We start from the raw sequence: 19145 nt of genomic DNA, 5'->3' as shown, positions 1-19145 counted from the left end.
TTTCCTAGTGCTGCGAGACCTTGGCGAGGCTCGGTGCCTCCCGGTCCCGTCGGGACATCGATGTGACCGGCAGCGGCCACGGAATGGCGAGCTCCGGGTCGTCGAAGGCGATCGTCACGTCCTCGGCCGGATCATGCGGGCGGTCGATGCGGTACGAGGTGTCGGCGGTCTCCGTCAGCGCCTGGAAGCCGTGCGCGCATCCGGCGGGGATGTACACGGTGGCCTGGGTCTCGCCGGACAGTTCGAAGAAGGCCCGGTTCCGGTAGGTCGGCGAGTCCGGCCGCAGGTCCACGACGACGTCGAAGATCCTGCCGTACGAGCACCGCACCAGCTTGGCCTCGCCGGCGCCCGCGCGCAGGTGCAGGCCACGCAGCACGCCCCGGACCGAACGGGACACGCTGTCCTGCACGAAGGCGTCCGGGTCCAGTCCCACCGAGCGGATCACGTCGGCGTCGAAGGTGCGGCAGAAGAAGCCGCGTTCGTCGGCGTAGGGGGTGGGTTCGAACAGGTAGGCGCCGGCGATCTCCGGGACCTCGGTCGCTCTCATCGGGACTCCTGCCGGGCGTGGGTGCGGTCGGCGGCCGGGAACACGGCGGCGGCCAGGGCGGTGAACTGGTGGTCGAGCTGCCGGGCCGCGTCGAGGTTCCGTTCGGCGAGGGTCCGCCGCAGTTCGGCCGACGCCTTCTCCAGCGTCCGGAACTGCTCCAGCAGCCGGTCGGCGTCGACCTCGCGGGCCGGGTGGCAGTACGCGCCGAGGCCCATCCGGGCCATGAGGGCGTCGCTCTTGGCGGCGTAGCTGAGGGCGAGCACCGGGGTTCCGGTCTTCAGCGCGCAGATCAGGTTGTGGTAGCGGACGGCCACCACGGTGTCGGCGGCCGCCATCTCCTTCATCAGGTCGGCCAGCGAGGCCGGTTCGGCGGCGGTGACCAGCGGCGAGCGGACCGCGTCGAGGATCGCGTCGACCACCGTCGCGTCGCACCGGTCGCCGGTGAGCAGCCGGACCGGCCTGCCCTCCTCGGCCAGGGTGCGGACGAAGCGGATCGTGCCGTCGAGGTAGCGCTCGTAGATCTCGTCGGCGCGGGCGCGGTCGTCGTTGCCGCCGTGGAAGTCCATGACGCCCACGCACACCGGGCCGGGCTCGCCGGAGGGCTCGCGCGCCGGTGGTGCCGGCAGGGCGAACGCCAGGTCCGGGTAGACCTCGTCGCGGGCGGTGTCCACGCCCATCGCGCGCATGGCGTCGCGGGACTGGGTGTCGCGGTAGGAGCGGTAGGCGGCCAGCCGCGCGGACCAGCGCACCAGGGCCCGGGTGGGCCGGTTGCGGATCTCGGCGGCGCCGACGCTGACCAGCGCGACCCTGGTGCCGAGGAGCCGGCCGCTCGCGCAGAGCAGGAACAGCGCGTACGGGAAGCCCCACGGCCGCAGTGGCAGGGTGGCCTCCAGGACGCCCATGCCCGGCACGATCACCACGTCGTGGCGGCGCACCCAGGAGGCGGTGCGGAAGACGTCGACGAGTTTGCCGAGTCCTTTCGCCGCGATCGCGCCCGCGCGTGAGGCGGTCCGGTACTCCGCGCGGTTCCAGTGCAGGCGCGTGGCGGGGATCCCGAACCGGGCCGTCACCGCCTCGGGTCCGCCGCACAGGGCGTCCACCACCGCGTCGGGGTGGTCGGCGCGGAGGTGTCCGAGGAGGGCTTCGAGCGACCCGTCGTTGCCGAGGTTGCCGGAGCCGAGCAGGCCGAACACCCCGACGCGCACCGGTGTTCCGGCCGTGGCCGTCATGCCGGCCTCCTGCCCTCGCGGCCGGCGACGAGGGCGTCGACGGAGACCGTGAGCAGGGCCGGGTCGATGGGGGCGCGGTCCTCGACCCGCTCGCCGGCGCCCGGCCTGACCCGGCTGGTCAGCCAGGCGGAGAGGTGGCCGTAGCAGGCGCGCCGGTCGGCGGCGGACAGGGGTGCCCGGCGGATCGCCGAGGCGAAGCCCCAGACGTACTCGGCGAGCAGCCGGGGCGTCGGGTGCAGCGGGCCGGCCCGGCGCGGGTCCAGGTTGACGCACCGGGAGCGCTTGGAGGGGTTGGCCCGCTCGGCGCGGGTGGGGTGGTCGCGGCGGAAGTACAGCAGTTCCGGCACCTGGTGGAAGGGGCCGTGCAGGGTGATCTCGGCGACGTACGTGCGGTCCGCGTGGTGGTAGCTGTCCATCGGTTTCACCCGGCGCAGCACGTCGGTCCGCATCACCCCGTAGAAGTCGTCGCCGCCCGGCTCGAACAGCAGGCTGCGGAAGCGCTCCGGCGCGTTCGGCGAGTCGGTCGCGAGCGTGTACTCGTAGGGGACCGTGACCTGGCCGTCGCCGTCGATGACCGCCTGGCCGGTGTGCGCGAGGATCACGTCCGGCCGCTCGTCCAGCGCGTCCACGCAGCGGCGCAGCAGGTCGCGGCCGTAGAGGTCGTCGTGCGAGGCCCACTTGAACAGTTCGCCGCGGGACTCGGCGAGCACCCGGTTGTGGTTGGGCGTGGCACCGATGTTCCGGGGCAGCCGGAGGTACCGGATGCGGGAGTCCTGGGCGGCGTACTTGCGGCAGAGGGACTCGGTCCCGTCGGTCGAGGCGTTGTCGGAGACGACCAGTTCGAAGTCCTCGTAGGTCTGGCCGAGCAGGGCGTCGAACGACTCGGCCAGGTACTCCTCGCCGTTGTACACGGGCAGGCCGATGCTCAGCCTGGGTCGGGCGGTCATGAGGTCCTCACTTCGGGAATGGATGAGTCGTGGTGCTCGCGCAGGGCGGAGCGCAGCTGGAGCCACCACACGGCGGAGCCGGCGAGGGTCGCGGCGGCGACGCCCCAGGCCGAGCCGGCCGTGCCGCCGGCGGCCGCGCCGCCGAGACCGCCGCCGACGTAGCAGGCGGACGCGAACAGCTGGCAGCGCAGGCTGCGCCGGGCCGCGCCGAGCGCGCGCAGTCCGGCCGCCGCGCCGGTGCCGAGGCCCGCTCCGGCGACGCTCAGGGTGATCTGCACGATGAGGTGCGAGGAGGAGTGCCAGACGTCGCCGAGTGCCAGCGCGCCGAGCCGGCCGGGCATCAGCAGCAGCGCCGAGCCCCACAGCAGTGCTCCGGCGGCCTGCCCGCCGCCCAGGAGGAGGCAGAACCTCCCCAGTTGGTGCGGTGCCCGGCGCAGTACGCGTGCCGCCTCGGGGACGGTGACCAGCGAGAGTCCCATGAGGACGGCGAGGAAGGGGCCCATCAGGAGTTCGGCGCCGCGCACCGCGCCCACCGCGCCGACGCCGACGATCACGCCGAGCCCGTAGGCCCGTACCTGGCTGGCGCCGCTGAGGCTGACGTTCTCGACCAGGTAGCGGTATCCGAGGTCGCGTTGTTCGCGCAGCCAGCCGCGTGCCTCGGCCGTTCGGGGCCGGATGCCGGACTGGAGGCAGCCGTAGCCGGCCGCCACCGTGGCGGAGGCGCCCCAGGCGAGCACGAAGGCGGCCACGCTGTCCACGTGGGCCGCCACCACCATGGCGGGGACCAGCGCGATGCCCCACACGACGTCGTTGAGGAACGCCTTGCGGCCGGTGCCCGCGGCGAAGAACGCGAACCGCCAGGCGTCCTGGAGCAGCAGTCCCGGCAGCATGATGCCGAGGGCGGCGAAGGCGGGTCCGACACGGCCGCCGAGGCCGAGCCCGGCCGCCAGGCACACCACCCCGAGGACCGAGCCGACGCCGAGCGCGGTGCCCGTCGAACGCGCGGTCGCACCGCGCCAGGACGGCTCCGGTACGCCGCTGAAGCGCACCACGAGCGGGTCGGTGGCCAGGCCGCGGGAGACGTTGAGCACCACGCCGTAGGTCACCCAGGCCAGGCTGAACACGCCGAACGCGGTGACCCCCAGCGACCGGGCCACGTAGATGCCCACCGCGAAGTTGCTGATGCTGGAGGCGGCCTGGTCGGCCAGTCCCCAGGACAGCCGGCCGACGAGGGCCCGCCTGGCGGACCCGGCCGGTGCCGTCGTCGTCTTCTCCCCCTCGGTGGTCATCCGCGTCATTCCTTGATCAGTCCGGCGGCGAGCAGCGCGCCGGCCGCGTCGGCGACGGTGTCGAACGGGAGCCCGGACCGCTCGGCGACGTCCAGCAGGGAGTGCTCGCCGTCGGAGAGGCTGAGCACCCAGAGCATGGCCATCTGGGCCTGCTGGGTGTCGCTGCGGCCGCCGAGCGCGCCGTAGAGTCCGCGCCTGCCGAGCTGGGGTTCGCCGTAGGGGCTGAGGTTGACGTACCGCCGGTTGCGGTCGAGGACGCCGAACGCCTCCCGGCAGACGGCGAGGGTGTCCGCCATGGCCGCCGGGGAGACGAAGTCCAGGTTGTCCGCGGAGGTGTGGTACTCGGGATATCCGGCGTACGGGGTGCGGGTGAGCGAGCCGACGCCGAGGTTGAAGCCGGGCGAGCAGAACTGCCGCTCGTCGTAGCCGTACGGGGTGAACTCGTTGATGCGGTGCGGGCGTTCGGACGCGGTCAGGACGTGCCCCAGCACCCGGTCGATCTCCGCGTCGCCGCGCCTGCTCTGCTTGTACGTCAGCTGCCCCGGGTCCCCGGCGCAGGCCAGCACCAGACCGTGCTTGACGCGGTCCACCCGCTCCGCGTTGCGGGCCAGCCAGGTGATCGCCCCGATGGTGCCGGGCGCGAACAGAAACCGGTAGGTGTAGTGGGTCCGCTGCTCCGCCAGGGCGCGGGCCAGGAAGGTCGCCACCGCGATGCCGGCGAGGTTGTCGTTGGCCAGCGAGGGGTGGCAGACGTGGCAGGAGACGATGACCTCGTCGGGGACCTGCCCGGGGACCACGTACTCGGCGTAGGTCAGGTGGCCGTCCGCGAGGGTGGAGTCGACGCGGACCTCGTACTCGCCGTCGGGCAGCGCGTCCAGGGTCTCCTGGGCCAGGCAGAATCCCCAGTCCGGCTTGTAGTAGCTGGTGCGGTACGGCACCCAGGCCGGGTGGTCGGGCAGCGTGTGCAGGTGGGCGCGCAGCTCGGCGAGGGGCATGGTGGCGGACACCGGCACGCTGTAGCCGAGCACGTGCAGGCTGGACGCGGCGAAGTCGACGACCCGCCGGCCGGCGGCGTCGGCGATGTACGCGTCCCGGATGTTCCACTCCTGCGGCACCGTCCAGTCGAGCACCTGCGTCCCGGTCGGCACCTCGTGCACCTGGAGCGGGATGTACTCCCCGACGATGTCGAGGGTGGCGCGCACACCGTCGCCGGTGATGCTCCGGCAGAGCGGGTACAGCCGCTCCACCAGGGCGTACATCTCCTTGCTGACCTCGGTCACCGGCGCCGCCTGAGGGTGTCGTCGACGGTGCCCGCCTCGGACGCCGCGCGCAGCACGGCGAGCCGGGTGAAGCGCTGCTCGAAGTCCTCCCGGGTCAGGTCGAACGTGCGGTAGGCGTCGGCGAGTTCGAGGGCGCCCCGCTGTACCGTCCACGCGCACTCGAAGCCGGGGACCGCGGCGCGGAACCGGGAGAAGTCCACCCGGTAGGAGCGCGGGTCGGCGCCGTTCTCGCCGGTGATGACCACCTTGGAGCCGGTCACGGCGTCGGCGACCTGTTCGGCGATCTCGGCGACGGTGACGTTGTTGACCTCGCTGCCGATGTTGAACGCCCGGTCGTGCACGGCCTCGCGCGGCGCGGTCAGCGCGGCGGTGAAGGCCTGCGCGATGTCGGCCGCGTGCACCAGCGGGCGCCAGGGCGTGCCGTCGGAGAGCACGAGGACCTCGCCGGACAGCAGGGCGTGCCCGACCAGGTTGTTGAGGACGATGTCGGCGCGCAGCCGGGGCGAGTGGCCGAAGGCGGTGGCGTTGCGCATGAACACCGGGGTGAAGTCGCCGTCGGCCAGGGCGTGCAGGTCGTCCTCCACCCGGACCTTCGACTCGGCGTAGGGCGTCACCGGGCGCAGCGGGGCGTCCTCGGCGACCAGGTCGTCGCCGCCGGCCGCGCCGTAGACCGAGCAGGTGGAGGCGTACAGGAAGCGCTGCACGCCGGCGTCGCGGGCCAGGCGGGCGAGGCGGACCGACGCGTGGTGGTTGATGTCGTAGGTGAGTTCCGGCGCCAGCGAGCCGAGCGGGTCGTTGGAGAGCGCGGCGAGGTGGATCACGGCGTCCACGCCGGCCACGTGGTCGGCCGTGACGTCGCGCAGGTCGACCTGGTGGCCCGGCGGGTCCTCGGGGCGCGGGCCGAGGACGCAGTCGGCGAACAGGCCGGCGTCCAGGCCGACGACGTCGTGTCCGGCGGCCTTCAGGACCGGGGCCATCACGGTGCCCAGATAGCCCTGGTGTCCGGTCAGTAGTACGCGCAAGGTTCAACCCCCCAGGTTGAGCGTGAGTTTGGCGACGGCGAACGCCTCGGCGTAGCGGGCGTGGCATTCGATGCCGCGGATCCGGGCGAGGCCGAGGAAGGCCTCCCGGTCGTACCAGGGCCGGTGCCGCTGCGAGGGGTAGTGCTCCTGCAGCAGCCGCACCTTGTGTTCGGCGGTCTCGGGCGTGAGCGGCTGGTAGGCCGCCGGCCGGCCGAGGTCGCCGTCCCACTTGACGATCTCGTAGCCGAGCACGAGATGGTCGCGGAACGCGGTGGTCATGAGCGTGGCCAGGCCGCGGTGGTCCTGGTGGGCGTCGTCGGTGCGCGGCGCGAGGACCAGCTCCGGGTCGGTCCGCTCGCGCAGTTCCTCGACCGCGGACTTGGCCTCCTCCCAGTGCGCCGGGAAGCGGCCGTCGGGCAGTTTGTGGACGGTCAGCCGCAGGTCGGCGCCCGGGCAGAAGGCGGCGAGGGCGGCCTGCTCCTCCTGCTCGCGCTCGCTGCCGCCGCCGGACAGCACGAGGGCGTCGACACGGATACCGGGCCGTTCCTGGCAGAGCGTCAGGAGGGTGCCGCCGGCGCCGATGGCGATGTCGTCGCAGTGCGCGCCCACGGCGACGATCCGGTCCAGGGGTCCGGCCCCGAGCCGGATCACGCTCCGGCCCCGGCGGTGTCCCGCTCCCAGACGGCCCACGGGCGGTCGCCCCTGGCGTAGGCCTCGTCGAGGGCGGCGCGTTCCTTCACGGTGTCGGTCGGCTTCCAGAAGCCGCGGTGCTGGTGCGCCACCAGCCGTCCCTGCTTGGCGAGTTGGGCGCAGCCGTCGGCGACCAGGTCGCCGCCCTCCGGTATGTGGTCGAAGATCTCCTGGCGGAGCACGAAGTAGCCGCCGTTCTCCCACAGCGGCAGTTCGCTCACCGCGGTGATGCCGCCCACCAGGCCGTCCTCGCCGAGTTCGACGCAGTGGAAGGACGACTGCGGAGGCACCACCATCATCGACGCCCCGGCGTCCCGCGCGGTGAACCGGTCGATCATCTCGGTCAGCGGGGCGTCGGTGAGCACGTCGGCGTAGTTGGCGAGGAACATCTCGTCGCCGTCCAGGTGGTGCCGTACCCGGCGCAGCCGCTCGCCGATGGGTGACTCGATGCCGGTCTGCGCGAACGTGATCGTCCAGTCGGCGATGTCGGTGGACAGCAGCTCGGTCCGTCCGCCGCGCAGGACGAAGTCGTTGGACGTCGTCTCCTCGTAGTTGAGGAAGAAGTCCTTGATGTGGTGGGCGCCGTAGCCGAGGCACAGGATGAACTCGGTGTGCCCGAAGTACGCGTAGTAGCGCATGACATGCCAGATCAGCGGTCGCGGGCCGACCATCGCCATCGGCTTGGGCACGTCGTCGGACACGCCGCTGCGCATCCGCATCCCGTAACCGCCGCAGAACAGGACGACCTTCACGACTTCACCTCGACAATGCTCAGTTCCGGGATGGGAAAGACGAGCCGGCCGCCCCACTCGTGCACGAAGGACAGCTGCTCGACGAGTTCGGCCCGCAGGTTCCACGGCAGGACGAGGACGAAGTCGGGTCTGTCGGCGGCTATCCGCTCGGGGGCGAGGATCGGGATGCGGGTCCCCGGCGTGAACCTGCCGTGCTTGTAGGGGTTGCGGTCGACGGTGTAGGCGAGCAGGTCGGGGCGGATGCCGCAGTGGTTGAGCAGGGTGTTGCCCTTGCCGGGGGCGCCGTAGCCGACGACCGTCTGGCCGCGCTCGGCCGCCTCGACGAGGAAGCGCAGCAGGTCCCGGCGCACCTTGGCGACCCGGGCGGAGAACTCGGTGTATCCGCCGAGTTCCTGCAGTCCGGCGGCCCTCTCCCGGTCCAGGACGTCGGCCACGCGTCGGGTCGGCTCGCCGGCCGCCTCGGCGGGACGGGCCCACAGCCGGATCGAGCCGCCGTGCGTGGGCAGCAGCTCGACGTCCACGAGGGCGAGGCCGCCGCTGGCCAGCGCGCGGATCGCGGAGGCGACCGTGTAGTACTGGAAGTGCTCGTGGTAGATCGTGTCGTACTGGTTCTCCTCGATCAGGGTCAGCAGGTGCTGCACCTCGACGGAGACCCAGCCGTCGTCGGCGACCAGGGCCCGCAGACCCTGGGTGAAGCCGACCACGTCGGGGATGTGCGCGTACACGTTGTTGGCCACGACCAGGTCGGCCGGCCCGTGTTCGGCGCGGACGGCCGCACCGGTCTGCGGGGAGAGGAACTCGGTGAGCGTGGGCACGCCCGCCTCCCGTGCCGCGGCGCCGACGTTCACCGACGGCTCGATGCCCAGGCAGCGGATCCCCCGGTCCACCACGTGCCGCAGCAGGTACCCGTCGTTGCTGGCCACCTCGACCACGAAGGCGTCGGGGCCGAGCGCCAGCCGCTCGGCGGCGCCGTCCACGAAGGCGCGCGCGTGCTCCACCCAGGACGTGGAGTACGAGGAGAAGTAGGCGTACTCCTTGAACGTCTCCTCCGGTGTGATCAGCGGCGGTATCTGCGCGAGCCAGCAGTCGGTGCAGACCCGCAGGTGCAGCGGGTACGCGGGCTCCGGATCGTCCAGTCGGTCCGCGGCGAGGAAGCTCTCGCACGGCGGCGTCGCCCCCAGGTCGACGACGCTCGCCATCGCTTCCGAGCCGCAGAGTCGGCATCGTGTCATCTGCTGTCCCCATCCCCCCTGCCCGCGCGGGTCTCCCCGTCGTGAGCCTGTGCCGACCGCCCCGCGATCGCGGTGCGGTACTCCTCCACCAGGCGCGCCAGGCCGACGGCCGGGCTGAAGCCCTGCTCGTAGCGGCGGCGGGCCGCCCGGCCCATCTCCCGGTTGCGTTCCGGTGCGGTCGCGATCCGGCGTACGCAGGACGCGAGCGAGGCCGCCTCGCCGGGCCGGTGCAGCAGCCCGGTGACACCGTCCTCGACGAGTTCGACGAAGGCGCCGTGGCCGGCGGCGACGGTCGGGACCCCGGCGGCCATCGCCTCGACGACGACCAGGCCGAACGCCTCCAGCCAGGTCGACGGGGCCACCACGGCGACCGACCGCTCGATGGCCTTGCGGCACTCCGCCGTGTCCAGCAGGCCGACGTAGCGCACGTCGTCCCGGTCCGCCGCCCAGGCGGCCACCTCCGGCTCCAGCGGCCCGGTGCCGGCGATCACCAGGGGCACGCCGAGACCGCCGGCCGCCGTGATCTCGTCCCACGCGGCCATCAGCAGCCGGACGCCCTTGGCCTCCGCGAGCCGGCCGAGGTAGAGCAGGTGCTCGCCGTCGCCCTCCCGGCACGAGCCGGGGTCGGGCACGAAGTTGTGCTTCACGGTCAGCCGGTCGGCGGGCATGCCGGAGCGCACCAGGACGTCGCGCTGGGCCGCGGAGATGCACAGGAACCGCTCCACCCCGGTCCACCACCGCCGCCGGTTGGCCGACAGGCTGACCGCGAGCGGCACGGTGGCGAGGCGGGAGCCTCGGTAGCAGCCGTGCCGGACGGCGGGCAGGGGTGCGGAGCCGACGCACTCGGTGCAGGGCCGGCCGTCCCGCTGCAGGGTGCCGGGCGGGCAGACCTGCGTGTAGTTGTGCAGGGTGGCGACGGCGGGCACCCCGGCGTCGGCGCACGCGGCGAGGACCGCGGGCGACAGCAGCGGGAAGACGTTGTGGACGTGCACCACGTCGGGCCGGTCGGTGCGCAGCCGGGCGGCGAGTTCGGTGCGGACGGCCGGGTTCCAGGGCACGAGGAGCGGCACCGCGGCCTTGCCGAGCAGGGACCGGCCGGCGATGTCGTCGCTGCGCCGTTCGAAGACCTCGACCCGGTGGCCGGCCGCGCGCAGCAGCTCCACCTCCTGGTCGACGACCTTGTTCTCGCCGCTCGGCTGCGCCGAGCCGTAGCGGTTGTGCACCACGAGGACACGCATGCTCAGGTCACCTCCGGTCGGTGGGCGGGCCGTCGGGGAAGGCCGGGTGCCGGGCCGGGCGCCGCCGCGGCGGGTGCCGCCAGCAGCGCGGCGGCCAGGGCCAGGTGCAGCAGATACGGCGAGGCGTCGCCGAGGCCGGCCTCGGTGTACGAGGCGACCGCGCAGTAGCTGATCAGGAAGATCGCGCAGGCCCGCTGCAGCGACGGCGGCCGCAGCAGCGCGACGGCGCCCAGCACGATGATGATCACCGCGACGAGGGTCACGCCCGCCAGACCCTGCTCGTTGTAGACGGCCAGCCAGCTGTTGTCGATCGGCAGCCCGCCGTACGACTTGTCGCCCAGGCCCACGCCGAGGAACTTCTCCGAGGTCGACCGGGGTGCGGACAGCAGGGCGTCCCAGACCTTGGCGCGGCCGGTGAGGCTGGAGAAGTTCTCCTTGCTCTGTCCGCGCAGGAACCACGTCTGCAGGGCGGAGGCGAACCCGACCCCGGCGACCACGGCGCAGACCACCGCCCAGGTGAAGAACCGGCGGGCGGCCGCGCTGGTCAGGACGAGCGAGCCGATCGCCAGCGCCAGCCCGATGAACAGGCCGAGCGTGGCCGTGCGGGTGTGGGTCAGCGCGAGCAGCACCAGGGACGGCACGATGACCACCGCGGCGCTGGTCCCGTCGGTCCTGCGGCCGAGCAGGAGCAGCACGGTGAGTCCGATGATCACCGCCGCGTACTGCCCGATCTGCGGCGGGGTGAGCGGCCACAGCGCGCCGACCAGGCGTCCGCCGTAGAGGTCGGGGAGCGCCGCGCCCGGTGAGACGACCAGGCCGGCGGCCACCGAGCCGAGCACCGCGAAGTACGCCCGGATGTGGTACCTGACGAACGTCAGGCCGCCGTCCCACCAGCGGCTGAGCAGCCACAGCGTGCCGATGAAGAGGGCCAGCCGGAAGCAGCGGAACAGCGCGCCGAACCCGGACTCCAGGTTCGCGCTGGAGATCACGCTGGTCACCAGCAGCAGGGTGAGCAGGAGCAGGTAGGCGCTGGGCCGCACGCGCAGCCGGAGGTTGACCGTGAGCGCCAGCGCGAACGCGGCGACCAGGGCGCCCATGGTGACCATCTGGATGAGGGAGCGCGGCAGCGGGACGATGGTCTTCGCCCCCGCGGAGCCGAGCGTGTTGAGGACCAGCAGCCCCCAGACGACCCCGACAGTCCTCGGGGTGCCGGGTCCGGTGCCGGCCTCCGGCGCCGTCGGCGGCCGTGTGTGCGTCCGTTCGTCCATCTCAGTCACCGGCTCCCGGGTCGAGGGTGCTGCCCGCGTCCTGCCGGTAGTCGGGGCCCTGCCAGTCGTCGAAGTCGAGGACCCGGCTCGGGTCGTAGGCGACGAACTTCCAGGGCCCGACGTAGACGTTGCCGTGCCAGCGGTTGTGCTGCCTGTACGTGATCGCCTCCGCCACCTTCTCGCCCTTGTACGGCGACCAGTCCGGATAGGTGCCGTAGTTGGACAGCACCGCCATCCGGTCGCACATCTGCGTGCAGTCGACGACGGACTTGTCGAGCACGAAGCGGTTGTCGTGGATGTCCACGCGCTGGGTCTTCCACCGGCAGTCGCCGTACAGCGGCGCCTTGGCGATCGCCGGCTCCGCGCACCGGCGGGTGTCCTTCACCAGCAGCGTGCAGTCGCCGGAGGAGGTGTTGGCCGGGCTGTTGCAGAAGCGGTCGGCGTTCTCCCACAGGGTGATGCCGGACCAGTTGTCCTCCAGCACGTTCCGGTAGACCTCGATGTGGTCGGTGCGGGCCCGGATCCGTGGTTCGCCGCCGGACTCGGACAGGTAGAGCGCCGCGTAGGGGAAGGTGTCGCCGCGGTCGGCGTACCTGCGGCCCTCGGTCCAGTTGTTCCGCCGGACCGTGTTGTCCCGGATGATCGCGTTGTAGCTGGTCTCGTAGATCAGCGCGGCGCCGTCGTTGGACTCCAGGACGTTGTCCTCGACGAGGAAGTCGTTGTTGTCGGTGTCCGCCCACAGGCCCGCTCCGTGGTTGCCGTGCACCCAGTTGCCGCGGATGTCGGCGCCGTCGACGGCCCAGAACTTGATGCCTCCGGTGCAGCCGCAGCCCTGCTGCCTGCGCTCCCAGTCGTCGGTGTTGTTGCCCGTGATCTCGTTGCCCTCGACCACCAGACCGGTGATGCCGCCGCCGCTCTTGTAGGCGTTCATTCCGTACTGCCCGTTGTCACGCAGGCAGTTGGCGCGGACCCGCTGACGGGCGCCGGCCATCAGCCCCGCCCCGGAGTTGTCCTGGACCGTGGTGTGCTCGATCACCCACCCGTCGGCCGAGTCGTGGTTGACCACGCCCTCGTTCTGCGGTGCGACGAACCGCTGCACGGTCAGATAGCGGATGGTGACGTCCCGGGCGGTGCCCGCGAACGCGTACTGGTTCTTCTTCCCGCCGTCCAGGACCGCGCCCGGCGCACCGAGGTAGCTGTCCCCGGTCTTCGGTACGACCTGGGCGTAGCGGTCCGGGTCGAGCCGGTGCCTGCCCGGCCGGAGCCAGAACGTGGTGTGCGGCGGGCTGCTCCTGGTCTTCGCCGCCAGGTCGCCGGCCACCGCGGGGTCGACCGTCACCGCGCCGGCCGGTGCCTTCGCGGGCCCGGCGGCGGGATGCGCGCACACCCGGGCCACGGCGCGGGCCGCGGACGTGGACGTGGACGGCGCGGCGGTCGGCCGGGACGCCGGGGCGTCCGGCGGGCCGTCGCAGCCGGTCGCCGTCAGCAGGGCCAGTGCCGCCAGCGGTGCCGCCGCCCACACCCAGTGCCGCCTCGTGTTCCTCACCTGCTCCCCCTAGCCGCCGAACCTGAGCACGGTGGTGAATCCGGACGTGCCGTCGGCGGTACCGGTGCCGACCAGCGTCGTGGCGGGCTCCTTGCGCCCGAAGCCCGCGGAGTACCAGCCGAGCGGCGGACCGGTCTCGCCGCGGTGTGCCCGCCAGGACAGCTCCCCGGGTAGGTCGAGGACCGCGGAACGCCCCTCGCCGTCCCGGATCCAGGTGAGCGCCGCCCGGTTCCCCACCAGGTCGGCGGCGACCGCCGGGCCGAGGTGGAAGGCCAGCCGCACGGTGCGGCGCGGGCCGCGCACCTCGTCGACCACCGTCAGCTCCCGGCTCGCGGCCGTCAGCTCCACCCGGCGGCGGTGCACGGACCCCTGGTAGCCGTCGTGCTCGGCGCACCAGCGCGGGTCCGCGCCGGACGTGTCCGCGGCCAGGACGCGGGTGCGGGCCTGCCGGGTCCACAGGAACGGGCCGCCGGACACGGACTGGTCGGTGCCGTCCAGTTGCAGCGTGTTGTGGCCGAGGGTGGACCGGAAGTACTGCCGCCACTCCGGCTGGCCGTGGTAGCAGAACGTCCCCGGGTCGGCGAGCACGTCGACGCCGTCGTGCCGGACCTCCACGGACAGCGCGTCCGCGTGGGCGTGCGCGGCGATGGACAGGAAGCCGTGCGGACCGCCGTCGCAGCGGCACCAGATGCCTCCCGGGCCGCGCAGCACGGTGAGCCCCGCGTCGGCGAAGTGCGCCGGGCGGCGGGCCGGGCGGGACACGGTCCGCGCGGTGCCGTCCGCCGGGTACGGGCGCACGAGGGCGGCCAGCAGCGGGGTGCGGACGTCGGTGCCGGTGACCTCGGGCCACCAGTCCAGGCGGCCGAACACGGCGTCACCGGTGGCCAGCAGCGAACCCCAGCGGTCGGTGTCCGCTCCGTCCACGACCAGGCCGTGGCCGTCGTCGGCGTCGCCCTGGCGCGGCGGCCGCAGCCGGTCGTCCACGACGGCCGCGAGCGCGTCGGTCATCCGCAGCAGCACCAGCCGGACGGTGGCGGGGACCGGGACCTCCGCGGCATCGGCCTCGGCGAGCGCGGCCAGGCCGAGTTCCAGGACCAGTCCGTGGTATTCGGTGGCCAGTTCGCGGTTGAGGCCGGACCCGAAGGTGTTGGCGCGCAGGTGCCGGTCGAGCGACCGCAGCGCGTCGGCCCGCCAGCGTCCCGAGGCGGGGAACCAGTCGAACGCGCAGGCCGCCGCGAGCTGTCCGGCGGCCTCGGCGATGACGTGGTTGTTCGCCGAGGACCCGCGGCTGGGGAAGGCGGCCAGCCAGCGCTGGTGGTGCCAGATCTGGTCCAGGGCCACCGGGTTGTCCTCGAACAGTCCGGCCGCGCCCGGCCAGTCGTCGAGCAGCCGGCGGATCCACACCCAGGACAGCAGCCGGATGCCCAGTTCGATGCCGCTGACCCAGTGCACGCCCCGCAGCGGTGGGTTCACCTCCCACCAGGACCGCAGGTGCCCGGCCGCCCGCTCGGCGTACCGCTCGTTCCCGGTGACCGCGTAGGCGGCGGCGAGCACGGTGAGGTACTGGTGGCGGGACGGCTCCCAGATCTGCTTGATGTCCCCGACGGTGTCCTCGTCGCGGTACGGCACGTCGAAGGCGTAGCCCTGCGGCGCCCGGCGACCGGTCTTCGGGTCACGCCACCAGTCCGGGTCGGTGAGGTCGTCGCGGACCACCCCGAAGAACTCGGCCTGCCCGGACATCAGCCGGTCGGCCTCGGCGACGAGGCGCTTGGCGGCGTCCGGCGGCACCGCCGCGAGCGTCCCGGCGGGCAGGACGGCGGTGAACCGGGCGCCGGTCACCTCCGGCCGGTCCGGCAGGGCGGACCGCCACCGGCGTCGGCGGACCGTGTCGCCGGCCCGGCCGGTGATCTCCCGCGGCCCCATCCGGGACAGGCGTCGCAGGTACCAGCCCGCGCTCATGGTCATCGGGCCCGCTCCAGCGTCACCGGCGCACCGGCGGCCAGGGCGCCGCGCACCGCGAGGGTGGCCGCCGTGGTGGCGGTCAGCGACTCCAGCGGCACCGGCATCGGGCCGCCGGTCCGCACGGCCTTGACGAATGCGGCGAGTTCGGCGTTCTGGCCCTTGTCGCGGGCCTTGGGCAGCCGTGAACTGACCCAGCGCTTACGGCCGTACACCGAGGCGCGGACGAAGTCGTCGAGCTTGAGCACCTTGCCGTCGGCGACGAGGTCCAGCGTCTCCTTGGGAAAGCCGGGCGCGCCGGTGGTGACGTAGCTGATGGTGGCGGTGGATCCGTCCGGGTAGCGCAGGACGACCTGGAGGTCCTCGTTGCCGGACGGGGCGACCGCGTACACCGAGACCGGGTCGGCGTCGAGCAGCCAGCTCGCGGTGTCGACGAAGTGCCCGCCCTCGCCCTCGAACCGGGAGCCCTCGGTGCCCTGGCGGAGGTACCAGCTGCCGTGCTGCAACTGGCCGGCGTTGACCAGGTAGCGCAGGCTCGCCGGTCCGGTGCGCCTTCCCAGGCGCTGCTTGGCCTCGGTCAGCAGCGGTGCGAACCGGCGGTTGAAGCCGACCTGGAGGCGGTCGTTGCCGGATTCCTCCACCGCCGCGAGCACGCCGGCCAGTTCGTCCTCGGTGAGGGCCAGGGGCTTCTCCACGAACACCGTCTTGCCCGCCAGCAGTGCCCTGCGGGTGAGTTCGGCGTGCGAGCTGTGCCGGGTGACGACGAACACCGCGTCCACGGAGTCGTCGCCGAGCACGGCGTCGAGGTCGGTGGTGGCGTGGGCGAAGCCGAACTTGCGCTGGGCGTTGGCCGCGGAGAGCGCGGTCGTGGTGACGACGGTCGACAGCTCGACGCCGTCGCGCTGCGCGAGGTGCGGCAGCAGCATCGACGTCGCGTAGTTCCCGGCTCCGACGAACGCGAGCCGCACCGGGGCCGTGGCGGACCGGGCCGGGGCGGACGCGGGTCCGGCGCGGCGGACCGCGGGCACGGCCACCGACGGGGCCGGCGTCTCCCGCGGCTCCGTGGCCGCTTCGGGATAGCGGAACAGGACGGCCACGGCCTTCAGTTCGCCGTCCTTCAGCCGCCGGTAGGTGTCGACGGCGTCGTCGAAGTCGGCGACGTGGGAGACGAGGGGCTCCACGTCGACGCTGCCGCGGGCGACGAGGCCGAGGAAGCACGCGAGGTTGCGGCGCTCGGTCCAGCGGACGTAGCCGATCGGGTAGTCGCGTCCATCCAGTTCGTACTCCGGGTCGTAGCGCCCGGGGCCGTACGACCGCGAGAACCGGACGTCGAGTTCCTTCTCGTAGTACGCGTTCCACGGCAGGTCCAGGCGGCACTTGCCGATGTCGACGACCCGGCCGCGGTCCCGGCAGAGCCGGGCGGCCAGCTCGACGGGCTGGTTGCTGCCGCCGCCGGCCGCCAGGTACACCTGGTCCACGCCGTGTCCGTCGGTGAGTTCGGCCACGGCGGCCTCCACGGCCGCGGAGGAGGGGTCGCCGCAGGCCGCCGCGCCCAGGCGTGCGGCGAGGTCGCAGCGCGCCGGGTCGGGGTCGGCGCCGACGACGCGGACCCCGGCGGCGGTCAGGAGCTGGACGACCAGCTGTCCGATCAGGCCGAGGCCGATGACCAGGGCCACCTCGCCGAGTTGCGGCGCGCCCTGGCGGACGCCCTGCAGGGCGATCGATCCGACGGTGCCGAAGGCGGCATGGCGCGGCGCGAGTCCGTCCGGCACCGGGGTGTAGAGGTTCTTGGGCACCCAGTTCAGCTCGGCGTGCAGCGCGTGCTCGTTGCCCGCGCAGGCCACGAGGTCGCCGGCCTTCACGTCGTCGATGCCGGCGCCGACCTGCTCGACCACGCCGCACAGCGAGTAGCCGAGCGGTGTGTAGGAGTCCAGCTTGCCCATCACCTTGCGGTAGGTGGCGGGCACTCCGTTGGTGGCGACGCTCTGCATGACCTTGGCCACCTGGTCCGGCCGTGAACGGGCCTTGCCCAGCATCGACATGCCGGCCTCGGACACCTTCATCAGCTCGGTGCCGGTGGAGATCAGCGAGTAGGCGCTGCGGACCAGCACACCGCCCGGCTTGCACCCCGGCACCGGCACGTCGAGCACCGCCAGCTCGCCGCTCTTGTAGTTCTGCACTACCTGCTTCACCCGAACTCCTCTGAATTCCTAAGCCGTCGTACGAGTGCGCTGGCCGGACCCAGAGGTCGCGTCGCGATACCAGTACTCGAGAGTCAGTACGTGCCACAGATGCTTGGAGTAGTCCCGCTGTCCGGCGGCGTCCTCGGCGACCAGCCGGGCCAGCGCGTCGCGGCGCAGGAACCCGGACTTCACGAGCAGGCCGTCCTCGACCACCTCGCGCACCAGCGGTGCCAGGTCGCGGCTCATCCAGGCCCGCAGCGGGGCGCTGAACAGGCCCTTGGGCCGGTACACGATCTCCCGGGGCAGGATCGAGGTGGCCGCCTCCTTGAGGACGGCCTTGCCCTGACGTCCGACGATCTTGCGGTCGCCGGGCACGGCGAACGCCGCCCTGACCACCTCGACGTCCACGTACGGCACGCGCACCTCGGTCGAGGCCGCCATGCTGGAGCGGTCCGTGTACGTGAGGTTCAGGCCCGGCAGGAACATCCGGGCGTCGGTGAGGCACATCCGGTTGACGAAGTCGTCGAGGTCGTTGTCCGCGTAGACGTCCGCGTGCTCGGTCAGCACGTCCTCGACCGTCCCGGCCAGGTCCGGGTTGAGGAGCGCGAGCAGTTCGTCCTGGTCGTACATGGTGTAGCTGCGCCGGAAGGCGGTCTCCTCCGGCAGTCCGGCGAAGGACAGGAACCGCTTGGCGAAGCGCACCGACCGGTATCCGCGGCGGCTCGTGGCGACCGGCAGCCGGTCCACCGCCCCGGACAGGCCGCGCCGCAGGGGCCCCGGCACGCGCTGGTAGCGCACGGCGATGAGGTTGGCCAGGTGCTTGCGGTAGCCGGCGAACAGCTCGTCCGCGCCCATCCCGGAGAGCATCACCTTCACTCCGGCCTCTCGTGCGGCCTTGCAGATCAGGTAGGTGTTGATCGCCGCGGGGTCGCCGATCGGCTCGTCGAGGTGGTAGGTCATCCGGGGCAGCAGGTCCAGGACGTCCGGCGCGATCTCGATCTCGTGCAGGTCGACGCCGAACCGGGCGGCCACCTGCCGGGCGTAGCGCAGGTCGTCCGGCATCGCCTCGAACCGGGCGTCCTCGGCGCGGAAGCCGATCGTGTAGGCGGAGATCCCCGGCCGGTGGCGGGCCGCCAGCGCGGTCAGCCAGCTGGAGTCGAGGCCGCCGGAGAGGAAGGTCGCCACGGGCACGTCGGACAGCAGGTGGCGCCGGGTCGACTCCTCGACGACGGCGGCCAGGTCCGGCTGCTCGCCGGAGCGGGCCCGCTCCCGGCCCTCGGCGGCGACGTCCTTCAGGTTCCAGAACCGGCCGCGCTCCACCCGGCCGTCCGGCCGGCACCGCAGCCAGGTCCCCGGCGGCAGCTTCTCCGCCTCGCGGAACGCGCACCGCGAGTCCGGCACCCAGTAGTACAGGAGCGAGGCGACCAGCGCCGCGTGGTCCACCTCCAGCGTGCCTCCGGTGGCGGCGGCGAGCGCCTTGAGTTCGGAGGCGAACACCAGGCCCCCGCCGCGGCGGAGCAGGAACAGCGGCTTGATGCCGAGCTGGTCGCGGGCGAGCACCAGGTCGCCGGTGCGCTCGTCGAAGACGCCGAACGCGAACATGCCGCGCAGCCGGGGCAGGCAGTCCGTGCCCCAGCGCCGCCAGGCCTCCAGCAGCACCTCGGAGTCGGAGGTGCCGCGGAAGCGCACGCCGGCGGCCGTCAGCTCGGCGCGCAGCTCGGGTGCGTTGTACAGCTCGCCGTTGTAGGTGAGGACCAGGCCGTCCGAGACCATCGGCTGGGCGCCGGTGTCGGACAGGTCGATGATGGCCAGCCGGCGGTGTCCGAGGTGGACCTCGTCGTCACCGACGGGGTGGCTGTACCGGCCGGCCCCGTCAGGGCCGCGGTGGGCGAGGGTGTCGGTGAGCCGGTCGGTCACGGACTTGCCGTCGGGCCATCGGTAGGTACCCGCGATGCCGCACATG

General features: G+C 72.9%; 15 protein-coding genes. All 15 read right to left on the bottom strand.

What is annotated here, in order from left to right; translation table 11 throughout:
* Nucleotides 1-4: 4 nt before the first annotated feature.
* The 15 genes from ACIQOE_RS20480 to asnB are packed head-to-tail and all read right to left on the bottom strand — an operon-like array spanning nt 5 to nt 19144.
* On the bottom strand, nt 5-547 hold the full coding sequence (locus tag ACIQOE_RS20480) for a dTDP-4-dehydrorhamnose 3,5-epimerase family protein (protein WP_362172938.1): 543 nt from the start codon (nt 545-547) through the stop codon (nt 5-7).
* Nucleotides 544-1776: a polysaccharide pyruvyl transferase family protein gene (locus ACIQOE_RS20475; RefSeq protein WP_365553854.1), complete on the bottom strand. Its 1233-nt coding sequence runs from the start codon at nt 1774-1776 to the stop codon at nt 544-546. The genes ACIQOE_RS20480 and ACIQOE_RS20475 overlap by 4 nt, the downstream gene beginning before the upstream one ends.
* A complete protein-coding gene (locus ACIQOE_RS20470; protein ID WP_365553851.1) occupies nt 1773-2723 on the bottom strand; it encodes a glycosyltransferase family 2 protein in 951 nt (316 codons plus the stop codon). Before ACIQOE_RS20470 ends, ACIQOE_RS20475 begins: the two co-directional genes overlap by 4 nt.
* Nucleotides 2720-4012: a hypothetical protein gene (locus tag ACIQOE_RS20465; protein ID WP_401412806.1), complete on the bottom strand. Its 1293-nt coding sequence runs from the start codon at nt 4010-4012 to the stop codon at nt 2720-2722. The genes ACIQOE_RS20470 and ACIQOE_RS20465 overlap by 4 nt, the downstream gene beginning before the upstream one ends.
* A gap of 5 nt (nt 4013-4017) precedes the next feature.
* A complete protein-coding gene (locus tag ACIQOE_RS20460) occupies nt 4018-5271 on the bottom strand; it encodes a DUF4910 domain-containing protein (RefSeq protein WP_365554490.1) in 1254 nt (417 codons plus the stop codon).
* A gap of 17 nt (nt 5272-5288) precedes the next feature.
* Nucleotides 5289-6314: an SDR family oxidoreductase gene (locus ACIQOE_RS20455; protein ID WP_351326437.1), complete on the bottom strand. Its 1026-nt coding sequence runs from the start codon at nt 6312-6314 to the stop codon at nt 5289-5291.
* 3 nt (nt 6315-6317) lie between these two features.
* Entirely contained in the window at nt 6318-6965 is a 648-nt protein-coding gene (locus ACIQOE_RS20450) for a PIG-L deacetylase family protein (protein WP_365553845.1), read from the bottom strand.
* Nucleotides 6962-7756 carry a sugar phosphate nucleotidyltransferase gene (locus ACIQOE_RS20445; protein ID WP_351326441.1) on the bottom strand — a complete coding sequence of 265 codons (795 nt, stop codon included), beginning with the start codon at nt 7754-7756 and terminating at the stop codon, nt 6962-6964. The genes ACIQOE_RS20450 and ACIQOE_RS20445 overlap by 4 nt, the downstream gene beginning before the upstream one ends.
* Complete coding sequence (locus ACIQOE_RS20440) at nt 7753-8988, bottom strand: class I SAM-dependent methyltransferase (RefSeq protein WP_399009748.1); 1236 nt, start codon at nt 8986-8988, stop codon at nt 7753-7755. Before ACIQOE_RS20440 ends, ACIQOE_RS20445 begins: the two co-directional genes overlap by 4 nt.
* On the bottom strand, nt 8985-10226 hold the full coding sequence (locus ACIQOE_RS20435) for a glycosyltransferase (RefSeq protein ID WP_401412803.1): 1242 nt from the start codon (nt 10224-10226) through the stop codon (nt 8985-8987). The genes ACIQOE_RS20440 and ACIQOE_RS20435 overlap by 4 nt, the downstream gene beginning before the upstream one ends.
* Before the next feature lie 2 nt (nt 10227-10228).
* Complete coding sequence (locus tag ACIQOE_RS20430) at nt 10229-11494, bottom strand: O-antigen ligase domain-containing protein (protein ID WP_401412801.1); 1266 nt, start codon at nt 11492-11494, stop codon at nt 10229-10231.
* A gap of 1 nt (nt 11495) precedes the next feature.
* Nucleotides 11496-13040, bottom strand: a complete 1545-nt coding sequence (locus ACIQOE_RS20425; RefSeq protein WP_401412799.1) for a right-handed parallel beta-helix repeat-containing protein — start codon at nt 13038-13040, stop codon at nt 11496-11498.
* Nucleotides 13041-13049: 9 nt separating this feature from the next.
* Complete coding sequence (locus ACIQOE_RS20420) at nt 13050-15005, bottom strand: alginate lyase family protein (RefSeq protein WP_401412797.1); 1956 nt, start codon at nt 15003-15005, stop codon at nt 13050-13052.
* A complete protein-coding gene (locus ACIQOE_RS20415) occupies nt 15002-17191 on the bottom strand; it encodes a bi-domain-containing oxidoreductase (protein WP_401412795.1) in 2190 nt (729 codons plus the stop codon). Before ACIQOE_RS20415 ends, ACIQOE_RS20420 begins: the two co-directional genes overlap by 4 nt.
* Before the next feature lie 18 nt (nt 17192-17209).
* A complete protein-coding gene (gene asnB, locus ACIQOE_RS20410) occupies nt 17210-19144 on the bottom strand; it encodes an asparagine synthase (glutamine-hydrolyzing) (RefSeq protein ID WP_401412793.1) in 1935 nt (644 codons plus the stop codon).
* Nucleotide 19145 lies beyond the last annotated feature (1 nt).

Source organism: Streptomyces sp. NPDC091282 (genome assembly GCF_044757385.1).
Taxonomy (GTDB): domain Bacteria; phylum Actinomycetota; class Actinomycetes; order Streptomycetales; family Streptomycetaceae; genus Streptomyces; species Streptomyces gramineus.
The sequence above is the reverse complement of the archived record's forward strand: the minus strand, read 5'-3'. Positions and strand labels throughout refer to the sequence as shown.